General features: G+C 60.9%; 10 protein-coding genes. 5 read left to right on the top strand and 5 right to left on the bottom strand.

Going from position 1 to position 13,282, the window contains the following annotated elements:
* Positions 1–80: 80 nt before the first annotated feature.
* From ACIGDJ_RS15615 to edd, 5 genes are all read right to left on the bottom strand, one after another.
* A complete protein-coding gene (locus tag ACIGDJ_RS15615; RefSeq protein ID WP_397479162.1) occupies positions 81–1,340 on the bottom strand; it encodes an AGE family epimerase/isomerase in 1,260 nt (419 codons plus the stop codon).
* A gap of 225 nt (positions 1,341–1,565) precedes the next feature.
* Positions 1,566–3,035: an ATP-binding protein gene (locus ACIGDJ_RS15620; RefSeq protein WP_397479163.1), complete on the bottom strand. Its 1,470-nt coding sequence runs from the start codon at positions 3,033–3,035 to the stop codon at positions 1,566–1,568.
* The gene (locus ACIGDJ_RS15625) at positions 3,025–3,756 is read right to left on the bottom strand and encodes a response regulator (protein ID WP_016773529.1); all 732 of its coding nucleotides are present in this window, start codon (positions 3,754–3,756) and stop codon (positions 3,025–3,027) included. The genes ACIGDJ_RS15620 and ACIGDJ_RS15625 overlap by 11 nt, the downstream gene beginning before the upstream one ends.
* A gap of 179 nt (positions 3,757–3,935) precedes the next feature.
* Positions 3,936–4,895 (bottom strand): glucokinase, encoded by a 960-nt coding sequence (locus ACIGDJ_RS15630; RefSeq protein ID WP_101155803.1) that lies wholly within the window; start codon positions 4,893–4,895, stop codon positions 3,936–3,938.
* Complete coding sequence (edd, locus tag ACIGDJ_RS15635) at positions 4,892–6,718, bottom strand: phosphogluconate dehydratase (RefSeq protein WP_101155801.1); 1,827 nt, start codon at positions 6,716–6,718, stop codon at positions 4,892–4,894. Before edd ends, ACIGDJ_RS15630 begins: the two co-directional genes overlap by 4 nt.
* 220 nt (positions 6,719–6,938) lie before the next feature.
* On the opposite strand from edd, the gene gap reads away from it, so the two are divergent.
* The 5 genes from gap (at position 6,939) to ACIGDJ_RS15660 (ending at position 13,165) form a co-directional block, all read left to right on the top strand.
* Positions 6,939–7,940, top strand: coding sequence for a type I glyceraldehyde-3-phosphate dehydrogenase (gap, locus tag ACIGDJ_RS15640; protein WP_016773526.1), 1,002 nt, complete (start codon positions 6,939–6,941; stop codon positions 7,938–7,940).
* 221 nt (positions 7,941–8,161) lie between these two features.
* On the top strand, positions 8,162–8,689 hold the full coding sequence (locus ACIGDJ_RS15645; protein ID WP_101155799.1) for an RNA polymerase sigma factor: 528 nt from the start codon (positions 8,162–8,164) through the stop codon (positions 8,687–8,689).
* A gap of 98 nt (positions 8,690–8,787) precedes the next feature.
* Positions 8,788–9,753 carry a FecR family protein gene (locus tag ACIGDJ_RS15650; protein ID WP_397479165.1) on the top strand — a complete coding sequence of 322 codons (966 nt, stop codon included), beginning with the start codon at positions 8,788–8,790 and terminating at the stop codon, positions 9,751–9,753.
* A 122-nt stretch (positions 9,754–9,875) separates the two neighbouring features.
* Positions 9,876–12,461 carry a TonB-dependent receptor gene (locus ACIGDJ_RS15655; RefSeq protein ID WP_397479166.1) on the top strand — a complete coding sequence of 862 codons (2,586 nt, stop codon included), beginning with the start codon at positions 9,876–9,878 and terminating at the stop codon, positions 12,459–12,461.
* A gap of 107 nt (positions 12,462–12,568) precedes the next feature.
* On the top strand, positions 12,569–13,165 hold the full coding sequence (locus ACIGDJ_RS15660) for a biliverdin-producing heme oxygenase (protein WP_397479167.1): 597 nt from the start codon (positions 12,569–12,571) through the stop codon (positions 13,163–13,165).
* Positions 13,166–13,282 lie beyond the last annotated feature (117 nt).

Below are 13,282 nucleotides of genomic sequence, written 5' to 3' on the forward strand. Positions count from 1 at the left end.
TGGTGCTTGCGCTGCACGGAGTTTAAACAGAGCGTTTCCGTTCGCAGGTAACGAAGGGACGCGTAAATGTCACGACATGGTTACACAGGACTGCCGCAGGATAACTGCGCCAAAGCCTTGGCCATGCTTGGCGCAAGCGGCAATCGTGGAATCAGTACCGCTTGCCAGGCGTGATACAGGTCAGGCTTGCCCGGCCAGATATCGGCACTTGGCTGGTTTTGCGGATCGAGTTCGTGATGCCAGCTGCCGTTGCAGCGGTCGATGAAATTCGTCTCACAGAATTCCCAAAACAGTCGGTACCAGGTTTCGTACTGCGCATCGCCGGTGCGTTTGAGCAAAGCGCTGGCGGCGGCGCTGGCTTCGGCATGCGTCCAGTGCAGGCGATGGCGGACGACGGCCTGGTTATCCCAGTCGAGGGTGTAGACGATGCCTGGCGCGCCATCGACGTTCCAGCCGTGGCGGCAATTGTTGTCGAACAGTTTTTGCGCATCAATGGCCAACCAGCCCGGTGTGAGCATGCCGGCCTGCACCCGCGCTGCTTCAAGATGCAGCAGCAATCGGGCCCATTCGAAACCATGGCCCGGCGTGGTGCCGTACGGACGGAAACCGTCGGCAGGATTATCCTGGTTGTACTCGCGCAGCGGCTGCCAGTCACGATCGAAGTGTTCGATGACCCTGTAATCATTGGCCGCAGCGTGGCCGTGAATCACTCGCTCGACGATGCGCTGGGCGCGCACCAGCCAGCGTGGGTCTTCGGTGACATCTGCCAGCGCAAGGAAAGCTTCAGTGGCGTGCATGTTGCTGTTGGCGCCGCGGTAGGCTTCTTCTTCGCTCCAGTCCTGGTTGAAGAATTCGCGCATGGCGCCCTCTTCTTCGCTCCAGAAATACGTGTCGATAATGTCGATCGCGTCATCGAGCAAGGCTTGGGCATCGGGCCGTTGTGCGACCACGGCGGAACTGGCGGCGAGTGCGACAAAGGCATGCAGGTAGGCGTTCTTGCCAGTGTTGCCATCGCGATGCCCGGCAACTGCGAACCAGCCGCCGTGCAGCGCATCACGCAGCGGCCCGCGCAGGGCGGCGATGCCGTGATCGACCAGTTCGGCAAACCCTGGCAGGCCCTGGATATGGGCCATGGCGAAGCTGTGGGTCATTCGCGCGGTGTTCATGGTTTCGGCTTGCGCGTGCGCCGGCAGATGGCCGCGTTCGTCGAGATTGCCAAAGCCTTCGGGCAGTTTCGCAGCCTTGGCAAAGTCCAGCAGACGCAGGCCTTCGGCGGCGAGCCATTGCTGGTGGGCAGGGGCATTCAGCCAACTGCTGAAGTCTGGGTGAAAGGTGTCCATGCAATGACCCTTTTTTGTTGTTAGGACTGCGGGCAGTCTAAACAACAGGCCGGGGTGGGCTTGTAACGAAGGGGACGGGGTTTGTCACTGACCCGTGACATTTGTATTGATGCATCTGACGCCTTCGCGAGCAAGCCCGCTCCCACACTCGATTGCATTCCATCAGGCGGAGTGCGGGCGAATGTGGGAGCGGGCTTGCTCGCGAAGAACGATACCGCGATCTAACTAATCAGCGCTGCGCGGCAACTGCAGGGTCACCCGCAACCCACCCTCACGCAGGTTCTGCAACGTCACTTCGCCGCCATGGCTATGGGCAATATTGCGCGCAATGCCAAGGCCCAACCCATAGCCCTGCTGCTGCCCCGCCAGGCGGAAGTGCGGTTCGAACACTTGCTCCAACCGTTGCTGCGGCACGCCCGGCCCCTCATCGTCGACATGCAAAACAAACGCGCTGTCATCGTCATCGATGTGCAGGTGCGCGTTCTGTCCATACTTCAAGGCGTTGTCGATCAGATTGCCGATGCAGCGCTTGAGCGCCAGTGGTTTGCCCGGATACGCCGACAGCGCGCGGCCATGCTGAGTGACGCGGCCATTGCCGTTTGGCGCCAGATACGGCTCGACCAGGCAATTGAGCACATGGTTGAGATCCACCGGCTCGATGTTCTCGTGGATGTCTGTGTCTTTCACGCATTGCAGCGCGCCTTTGACCAGCAGCTCCAGCTCATCCAGATCACGGCCGAACTTGGCTTGCAGCGTTTCGTCTTCGAGCAGTTCGACGCGCAAGCGCAAGCGCGTGATCGGCGTGCGCAGGTCATGGGAAATCGCGCTGAACAACTGGCTGCGCTCGGTCAGGTAACGGCTGATGCGTTCGCGCATGGTGTTGAACGCACGGCCCACTTCGACCACTTCACTACCGCCACCCTCGGCGACGGGTTCAACGTCGGCGCCCAGCGACAGATCCCGCGCTGCTCGCGCCAGACGCTTGAGCGGCCGGCTCTGCCAGTGCACCAGCAAACCGATGAACAACAACAGAAAGCCGCTGGTCAGGACGATAAACCACACCTGCTGCGCTGGCAGGCCTTGCTCTTCCAGACTGGTGTAGGGCTCCGGCAGCAGCGAGGCGATGTACAGCCATTCCCCCGGTGCCATTTGAATCTGCGTCACCAGTACCGGCGGATTGACCGGCTCGAGCGTCAGCGCGTAATGCGCCCACGAGCGCGGCAATTCATCAAGTTTCAGCCCGGCGTTGAAAATCCGCAGGTCTTCGGGGCTGACGAAGGTCACCGAAATATCCGTGTCATGGCCGAGGGTCTGGCGCAGCACTTCATCCACCGCTTGCATCACCGCTGCTTTACGCGGCGTCACCGGCAGCACGTCCATGCCCAGCGGTTTGTCATTCAGTGTCACGACAAATCGGGTGCCGCCCATGCTGCGCAATTGATCAAGTACCAGCGGCCGGTAGGCCACCGGCAGGGAGCGAAAATAGCTGACGCTGGCGGTCATCGAATGCGCCAGGCTGCGGGCGCTGGTGACCAGACCTTCCAGCTGCGTCGCGCGCAGTTGCGAGACCCAGATCACGCTCGACAGCGTCTGCGCGAACAGCACCGCCAACAGGGTCAGCAGTAACATCCGCCCGAGCAGGGAACGCGGTACCGGAATGCGCCTGACGAACTTGCGCAGCGACTCAGTGAGCATTGCCGGCAACCACATTGGCTGCCAACTGATAACCGCTGCCACGCACGGTACGAATCAGCCGTGGCGGTTTTTCGGTGTCGCGCAGGCGCTGGCGCAAACGGCTGACGGCCATGTCGACGATGCGATCAAGCGGCATCAGATCGCGGCCACGGGTGGCGTTGCCGATGGTGTCCCGGTCGAGGATTTGCTGCGGGTGGTCGAGAAACAATTTCAGCAGGGCGAAATCGGCACCGGAGAGGATCACTTCCTCGCCGTCGGTGTGGAACAGCCGATGACTGACCGTGTCCAGACGCCAGTCGTCGAAGACCAGCACTTCGCTGCCGCTGCGTTCGTGTGCGAACTGTGCGCGGCGCAGCAGGGCCTTGATCCGCGCTTGCAGTTCACGCGGGCTGAACGGTTTGCCAAGGTAATCGTCAGCACCGAGCTCCAGACCGATCACCCGGTCGGCCTCGTCGGAGCTGGCGGTCAGCATGATGATCGGCACCTGCGCCTGACGCGGATGTTGGCGCACCCAGCGGCACAGGCTGAAGCCGTCTTCGTCGGGCAGCATGACGTCGAGAATCACCAGATCGCTCGGCGCCTCGTTGAGCGCCTGACGAAAACCGGCGCCATCGGCGGTGGCCCGCACCTGAAACCCGGCGCGGGTCAGGTAGGTTTCCAGCAACTCGCGTATTTCCTGGTCGTCATCGACCAACAATATCGACTTGTTGACTGAGCTCACTTCGAAGGCATCCTTGTTGTTGGAGTTGGGGCGGATTATGCCTTAAGCGCTGATTTTACAAACACCACAAAACCACTGTGGGAGCGGGCTTGCTCGCGAACGCGGTGTGTCAGGCACCTTGAATGTCTCTGACGCACCGCTTTCGCGAGCAAGCCCGCTCCCACAATTCAGACCGTATTTCAGGCCCGGATTGCCTGATCCAGAGCCACACCCGCGCCCATTAGGCCGGAGTACGGCGCCGTCACCAGCCACACCGGGATGCCTTTGAAGTAATCGCTCATGCAGCCCTTGTCGGCGAAACAGCGGGCAAAGCCGCTTTCGAGGAAAAAATCGGCGAAGCGTGGAATCACCCCGCCGACAATAAACACCCCGCCGCGCGCGCCGGTGGTGAGCACGTTGTTGCCGGCAACGCGGCCGAGCCAGCAGCAGAACTGCTCGAGCACCTCCAGGGCAATCGGGTCACCGGCAAGGCCTGCTGCGGTGATCGCTTCCGGCGTTTCAAGCGTCGGCTCATGGCCATCCACCGCACAGATCGCCCGGTACAGCCGAGGCAGGCCGCCGCCGCTCAACGCAGTTTCCGCGCTGACATGGCCGATCTCGTTGTAGATGTGTTGCCACAGCTGCGTTTCGCGCGGGCTGCTCAGCGGCAGGTCGACGTGGCCGCCCTCGCCCGGCAATGCCGCGAAGCGACCTTCGCCGAGGTCGAGCAGGGTGCCAACCCCCAGGCCGGTGCCCGGGCCGATCACCACCGCCGGGCGCAACGCCTCCGGCGTGCCTTCGCAGACCACGCGGAATTCGCCCGGCTGCAAACGGGTCATGCCCAGCGCCATCGCCGAGAAGTCGTTGGTCAGCAACAACTGCTCGACCTGCAAGGTCTTGCAGAACGCGCTGCGACTGAGCCGCCAGTGATTGTTGGTGAATTTGAATTCATCGCCGCTCACGGGGCCTGCCACCGACAGGCACACCGAACCGATCGAACCCGGCGCCAGACCCAGCCCGCTCAGATACAAGGCGATTGCCTCTTCCGGGCTGGCAAAGTCGGCCGTGGCCAGCACCTGAACCGATTGCAGTTGCTGGTTTTGCCACAACGCGAATCGCGCGTTGGTGCCTCCGATGTCACCGACCAAAGCCAGTTTCAATTAAGCGTCTCCAGGGCAGAAGTGAAGGCGCTGGCGCCCTGCTCCGCCGAGCTGAAGGCCATGCGCATGAAGCCGAACAGTTCGCGACCGCTGCCGATGTTGTTGCCCAACAGGCCCTTGGCAGGTTCGCGTGCTGCAAATTCGGCGGCGTCGACCTTCAGTTCCAAGGTGCCTTTGACGCCATCGACGCGGATGATATCGCCCTCTTGCACTCGCGCCAAAGCACCACCGACATAAGCTTCGGGGCTGACGTGAATCGCCGCCGGGATTTTCCCCGACGCGCCGGACATGCGCCCGTCAGTCACCAGCGCCACTTTGAAGCCGCGATCCTGCAGCACGCCGAGGAACGGCGTCATCTTGTGCAGCTCGGGCATGCCGTTGGAGCGCGGGCCCTGGAAGCGCATCACCGCGACGAAATCCTTTTCCAGCAGACCGGCCTTGAACGCATCGGCCAGATCCTGCTGATCCTGGAACACCATCGCCGGTGCTTCGACGATCTGGTTTTCCAGTGCCACCGCCGAAACTTTCATTACGCCGCGACCGAGGTTGCCTTCCATCACCCGCAAGCCGCCCTCTTGCGAAAACGCACGGGACACCGGACGCAGAATGTTTTCGTCGAGGCTGTCGGTCGGGCCTTCGCGCCAGACCAGCTCACCGTTATCAAGGAACGGTTCTTTGGTGTATTTGCTCAAACCGTGGCCGAGCACGGTGTTGACGTCTTCATGCAGCAGGCCGGCGCCGAGCAGTTCGCGGATCAGGAACGACATGCCGCCTGCGGCCTGGAAGTGGTTGATGTCGGCTTTGCCGTTCGGGTAGACGTGGCTCAGGGTCGGCACGACTTCGGAGAGGTCGGCCATGTCCTGCCAGGTCAGCTGAATGCCCGCCGCCATGGCGATGGCCGGCATGTGCAGGGTGTGGTTGGTCGAGCCGCCGGTGGCGTGCAGGGCAACGATGGAGTTGACCAGCGCCTTCTCGTCGACGATTTCGCCGATCGGCATGAAGTTGCCATTCTGCTTGGTCAGGCGCGTGACCTGATGCGCGGCTTCGCGGGTCAGGGCGTCGCGCAGCGGCGTGTTCGGGTTGACGAAAGAGGCGCCCGGCAAGTGCAGGCCCATGACTTCCATCAGCAACTGGTTGGTGTTGGCGGTGCCGTAGAAGGTGCAGGTGCCCGGGCTGTGGTAGGACTTCATCTCCGATTCCAGCAACTCTTCGCGGGTTGCCTTGCCTTCGGCGTATTTCTGGCGGACGTCGGCTTTTTCCTTGTTGGAAATCCCCGAAACCATCGGCCCGCCCGGGACGAAAATGGTCGGCAGATGACCGAAGCGCAACGAGCCCATCATCAGCCCCGGCACGATCTTGTCGCAGATGCCGAGCATCAGCGCACCGTCGAACATATTGTGCGACAGCGCCACCGCAGTCGACATGGCAATCACTTCGCGGCTCGGCAGGCTCAGTTCCATGCCCGGCTCGCCCTGGGTCACGCCGTCGCACATCGCCGGGGTGCCACCAGCGAACTGGCCGACCGAGCCGATCTCGCGCAGGGCGTTCTTGATCTGTTGGGGGAACACTTCGTACGGCTGGTGCGCCGAAAGCATGTCGTTATACGAAGACACAATGGCGATGTTCGCCGAGTTCATCATCCGCAGGCTGTGCTTGTCTTCGCTGCCGCAACCGGCCACGCCATGGGCGAAGTTGGCGCATTGCAGCTTGCCGCGCATCGGCCCGTCGCTGGCGGCGCCGCGAATCAGTGCAAGGTAAGCCTGACGCGTGGCGCGGCTGCGGGCGATAAGCCGTTCGGTGACCTCAAGAACGCGGGGATGCATGTGTAGAACTCCAGGCTAACGGATGTGGCGACCTGATTGTCTATGCTGATCAAACGCCGTTGTGGTTGGAATGACAGACGGTTTTTTTGACCATTCGGACCAGTTGATTCAGGTCACTCGTTGTAGATAAAACAAAATATTGCCACTAAAAAGGCTTGTTTTCTATTTTTATGCGAATAATCTTGTAATTCCAACAACAAAACGACGGCGGCGCTGTTCCATGACTCTTCGAATCGCAATCAATGGTTTTGGCCGCATCGGCCGTAATGTCCTGCGCGCACTGTATACCCAAGGCTATCGTCAAGACCTGCAGATCGTCGCGATCAACGATCTGGGTGACAGTTCGATCAATGCCCACCTGCTCAAATACGACACCGTCCATGGCACTTTCGACGCCGAAGTAGCGCACGATAATGAAAGCCTGACGGTCAATGGCGACCGCATCGCGGTCAGCGCCATTCGCAACCCGGCCGACCTGCCATGGGCCGCAGAAAAAATCGACGTGGTGTTCGAATGCACCGGTCTGTTCACCGACCGTGCCAAAGCCGCCGCGCATATCAGCGCCGGCGCGCGCAAGGTGATCATTTCAGCACCGGCCAAAGGCGCCGATGCCACTGTGGTTTATGGTGTCAACCACGACATCCTGCGCCAGTCGCACCAGATCATTTCCAATGCATCGTGCACCACCAACTGCCTGGCGCCGGTCGCGCAAGTGCTGCACCGCGAGCTGGGCATCGAAAGCGGTCTGATGACCACCATCCACGCCTACACCAACGACCAGAATCTCACCGACGTTTATCACAGCGACCCGTATCGCGCCCGTTCCGCCACGCAGAACATGATCCCGAGCAAGACCGGCGCGGCCGAGGCGGTAGGCCTGGTACTGCCGGAACTGGCCGGTAAACTGACCGGCATGGCTGTGCGCGTCCCGGTGATCAACGTGTCGCTGGTCGACCTCACCGTGCAACTGAAGAAAGAAGCCAGCGCCGACGAAGTCAACGCGCTGCTGAAAGCGGCGAGCCAGCATTCGAAAATTTTGGGTTACAACACGTTGCCGCTGGTTTCCAGCGACTTCAACCACAACCCGCTGTCGTCGATCTTCGACGCCAACCACACCAAAGTCAGCGGCAAGTTGCTCAAAGTGCTGGCCTGGTACGACAACGAATGGGGCTTCTCCAACCGCATGCTGGATAACTGCCTGGCGTTGTGCAACGCGGAATAAGCGGGCGCTCCTTGATTTGAGGCACATCCCCGTAGGAGCTGCCGAAGGCTGCGATCTTTGCTTTTGACTTTCTAAAAACAAGAGCAAAAGATCGCAGCCTGCGGCAGCTCCTACAGGGGGCCGGTTCGATCCTGAGCTTACCGTTCTCTGACAAATCAGCACTTGACCATTCAGCTGGATGATAAGCATTATCATTCGCTCGAAATGGATCAGGTTCTCCCGTGAGTCAACTGCGCTTCAACCACGTCTTCCTCGCCCAGCGCACTTCCCTGCTGCGCACGCTGGAACGGATGGTCAACAATCACAGCACCGCTGAAGACCTGTTGCAGGAGACCTACCTGCGCGTGACCCGGGCGTTGAGCGAGCGGACCATTGATCACCTTGAACCCTTTGTTTTCCAGACCGCGCGCAATCTGGCGCTGGACCATTTGCGTGCGCGCAGGATTCACGCGCGGACCATGGTCGATGACGTGCCGCAAGAGGTGGTGCAAAGCATCGCCGCGCCGGCCAGCAGCGCCGAAGACGCCGCCCACGCGGAACAACTGCTGGAGCGCCTGAACGTGAGCCTCAGTCAACTCAGCCCGCGCCAACAGCAGATCTTCATCCTCAGCCGCCTGCACGGGCACAGCTATCAGGAAATCGCTGATGAACTGCATGTTTCACTGAGCACTGTGCAGAAAGAATTGAAACTGATCATGTCGATCTGCATCGGCGTTGCCGAACGACATAACAGCAGCGGCAAGCTTTGAGCTGCAAGCAAGTAAAAACAAAAAGCAGCAAAGCATCCGGCTTGCAGCTGGCAGCCTGAAGCTGGAAACTGCTTCGCCAGAAGCCCTGAGGAAACACCGTGACGGACACCCATCGCTCGCCTTCGCCTGATCCGGCGCGGGACGCTGCAGCTGCAATGGACCAGGCGCTGGACTGGCTCATCGTGCTCGGCAGCCCGGACGAGGAACAGACTCGGCAATTTCATGCCTGGCTGGCGGCTGATCCGTTGAATGCCGAAGCGTTCGCCAAGGCTCAGGCCATCTGGGACGGCCCGCAGGTTGCGCTGTGCGCCGAAGCCCTGGCGGCAAAACCGGCGAGAGTCAGCTTTCTCCAACGCCTGCGCCCGCACTGGAAACCGCTGGCCACGGCGGCGGTGCTGGTGCTCGGCCTGTTCAGCTTCAGCAACCTGCCGATGCGCCTGCAGGCCGATCATCTGACCGTGGTCGGCGAACGCCAGCGCCTGCAATTGGAAGACGGCTCGAAGGTTCTGCTCAACACCAATTCGGCTTTTTCCAGCACCATCAACGATCAGCAACGCGTGGCCCGGTTGTTTCAGGGCGAAGCGTTTTTCGAAATAGCCAGCGGGCGCAATCAACCTTTGGAGATCGACGCCGGCCCGGTAACCGCCAGCGTTCATGACACCGCATTCGCCGTGCGTTATCTGGACGGCGTCGCGCAGGTCAACGTGCAGCGCGGCGATGTCGATCTGCGCGCTACCCACGACGATGCCCGCGTGCGCCTGCGCGCCGGGGAAAGCATCCGCATCGGCCCCAACGGCTTTGATCGCCCGGCCAAGCTCGACGTCAACGCCGATCTGGCCTGGGTTGAGGGCCGCCTGGTGTTCGAGAACTGCCCGCTGAATCAGGTGCTGGCCGAGCTGCGCCGCTACTACCCGGGCTGGATCATCAACAACAACGAGCAACTGGCCGACGTCGCCGTCACCGGCAATTATCGTCTCGACCAGCCGCTCGACGTGGTCCGTTCCCTCGCCCACATCACCTCGGCGCGCCTGCAGGAATTCCCCGCGCTGGTGATCCTGAACTAAATGAGAATTATTTTTACTCGATAGCCAACGGCAGTTCGTCTCGTTATAGCCAATGCAATTGATTCGCATCTAATCATGCCGATCAGCACCTATAAAGATTCGTGCGACACGGAGCGCTATCGATGTCCTCACGCCTTACCCGCCAGACCGCTTCCCCTTCCCGCGTCCTCTCGCTACTGACGGCGGCCATCCTCATGGCCGGCACCGCACCGCTGCTGGCGGCCACCGAGCAACCGGCGCGCAACATGGGCGATTACGCGTTCGCCATCAATCAGCAACCGCTGGTTTCCGCGCTGAATGCCTTCACCGCTGTGACCGGTTGGCAGGTCGGCTTGCCGGCAGAATTGGGCCGGAACGTTTCGTCGCCGGGCGTGCGTGGTTCGCTGCCGCCGGAAAAAGCCCTCGAGCGCCTGTTGGTGGGGACCAACCTGAGCTTTCGCAAGCTGAGCAACAACAATGTCGTGCTGGAAAAACGCAACGGCAGCGGCACGCTGAATCTGGATCAGGTGACCATCAGCGCCACCCGCCAGGAGCAGTCGGTCAACAGCGTGCCTTCGACGGTCAGCGTGCATGATCGCCAAGAACTCGACCGCAACAACGTCAACACCATCAAGGATCTGGTGCGCTATGAACCGGGTGTTTCCGTTGGCGGCGCCGGTCAGCGCGGCGGCATCAGCGGCTACAACATTCGCGGTATCGACGGCGACTGCATCCTGACCCAGGTTGATGGCGTGGAAATCCCCAATGGTTTCTTCAGCGGCCCGTACGCCAAGAGCCAGCGCAATTACGTCGACCCGGAAATCGTCAAACGCGTGGAAATCCTCCGTGGCCCGGCTTCGGTGCTGTACGGCAGCAACGCCATTGGCGGCGCAGTCAGCTATTACACGCTGGACGCCGACGACATCATCAAGCCGGGCAAGGACGTCGGCGCACGTCTGAAAAGTGGTTACAGCTCTGCCGATGACAGCTGGCTGAAATCCGCCACCGTCGCCGGGCGCAGCGGTGAGTTCGACGGTTTGCTGCATTACAGCCAGCGCGACGGTCACGAAACCGAATCCTTCGGCGGCAACAACGGTACCGGTCTGGAACGTACCGCCGCCAACCCGGAAGATGTGCGCGCGACCAACGTCCTGGCCAAGCTCGGCTGGAACTACAACGACGATTCGCGCCTTGGCCTGACCTACGAAAAGTACAAGGACGATCGTGACACCGATCAGAAAAGCGCGTACGGCGGACCGTATGCCGACGGCGGCCCGACTATTCCGACCAGCATGCTGCCCGGCGGCATGTATCAGTGGCGCACCGGAAACGACACCGTCACCCGCGAACGCTTCGGCATCGAACATGCGTTCGCTCTCGACAGTCTGCTCGTCGACAACGTGAAGTGGAGCCTCAACCACCAGATCGCCAAAACCGACCAGAGCACAGAAGAGTATTACTACCCGATCATCCGTCAGGTATTGCGTACTCGCGACACACTCTACGAAGAAAAACAGTGGGTGTTCGACGCGCAACTCGACAAGGCTTTCGCCATCGGTGACACCGATCACCTGCTGACCTACGGCACCACCATCAAGCAGCAGAAAGTCACCGGTTCACGCAGCGGCGATGGTAAATGCCTGGCGGTCGGTGCTGGCTGCAGGGCGATTGGCGCGACCAGTGCGGCCGATGTATTGGCCAAGGCCAGCGATTTCCCCGATCCGACCATCAACACTTACAGCCTGTTCGCTCAGGACCAGATCAGTTGGAACGACTGGACCTTCCTGCCGGGCCTGCGCTACGACTACACCCAGCTCAAGCCGCACATCACCCAGCAATTCCTCAACACCGTGAACGCCGACGGCAAAGGTACGGTCAGCGACAAGAACAAGACCTGGCACAAAGTCTCGCCGAAATTCGGCCTGACCTATGCCCTGACGGAGAATTACACCTGGTACGGCCAGTACGCCGAGGGTTTCCGTACGCCCACGGCCAAAGCGCTTTACGGGCGTTTCGAAAACAGCGTCACCGGCTACACCGTTGCGCCAAATTCCGGCCTTGAGCCGGAGAAAAGCAAAGGCTTCGAAACCGGCCTGCGTGGCAACTTCGAGCAGGGTTCCTTCGACGTCGCGGTGTTCTATAACAAGTACCGCGACTTCATCAATGAGGACGCGGTCAAGCCGGGCGACGATCAGTTGAAGTTCCAGAGCAACAACATCAAGCGCGCCACCATCAAGGGCGCGGAAGTCAAAGGACGCTTGAACCTGGATGCGTTCGGCGCGCCGCAAGGCCTGTACACCCAGGGCTCGATCGCCTACGCCTACGGGCGCAACAATGACACCGGCGAGCCGATCAACAGCGTCAACCCGCTGACCGGCGTGTTCGGCCTCGGTTACGACCAGGACAACTACGGCGGCCTGCTGAGCTGGACAGTGGTGAAGAAAAAGGACCGCGTCGACGACAGCAACTTCAAGTCCCCGGACGGCGTCAGCAGCCAGTTCAAGAGCCCGGGCTTCGGCGTTCTCGACCTGGCCGGCTATTACAAAGTCAGCGACGACGTCACCGTCAGCGGCGGCATCTACAACCTGAGCGACAAGAAATACTGGCTGTGGGATGACGTGCGCGGTTACGACAGCGTCGGCGAAGCTTCGGTGACGCAACCGGCCAACCTTGATCGACTGACCCAACCGGGACGCAACTTCGCGATCAACCTGATCTGGGACATCTGATCCGTACGACCTCACTGCGCTTATCGCCGCGCAGTGAGGTTTTTTTACTGTCTGGCACTCGCCCGAACGTCTTGTTATCAAGCGCCTCATTTATCAAGGACACCCCCATGACTGCCTCGGAAAAAGCCCTGCGTTCGCAACGCCTGAACCAGATCACTCATGAGCCGCACAGCAAGCTCGATGCGCTGGTCAAAGCCCACGCGCCCTTCGAAACCCGCGCCAGCTTCGCCCGTTTTGTCGTTGCGCAGTACCTGTTCCAGGCGGAACTGGTCGAGCTGTACAACGATGCCGAACTGACCGCGATCATTCCTGACCTGCCGGACCGTTGCCGCGCCGAAGCGGCCAAGGCTGACCTTGCCGACCTTGACACCGAAATCCCGGCGCCGGCGGCCGGCGCCGTGAAGAACCCGAGCAAGGCGCGCGCGCTGGGCTGGCTGTTCGTCTCAGAGGGCTCCAAGCTCGGCGCGGCGTTTCTGATCAAACGTGCGGTGGCGCTGGAGCTGAGCGAAAGCTTCGGCGCGCGTCATCTCGGCGAACCTGCAGGTGGCCGAGCCGAAGGCTGGAAAAGCTTTGTGCGCACCCTCGATGCACTGCAATTTACCGCTGAAGAAGAAGCCGAAGCCGAACAAGGTGCGCTCGATGCGTTCAATCGCTTTACCGTGCTGCTGGAGCAGGCTTACGCCACAGAAGCCGAACCTGCCTGAGAGCTACGCATAACCGGTGTAGGAGCTGCCGAAGGCTGCGATCTTTTGATCTTCACAAGCAACATCAAAAGATCGCAGCCTTCGGCAGCTCCTACAGGAGTCTGCGTAAGTCTGTAA

This window comes from Pseudomonas sp. NPDC079367 (assembly GCF_044542195.1).
Lineage (GTDB): Bacteria > Pseudomonadota > Gammaproteobacteria > Pseudomonadales > Pseudomonadaceae > Aquipseudomonas.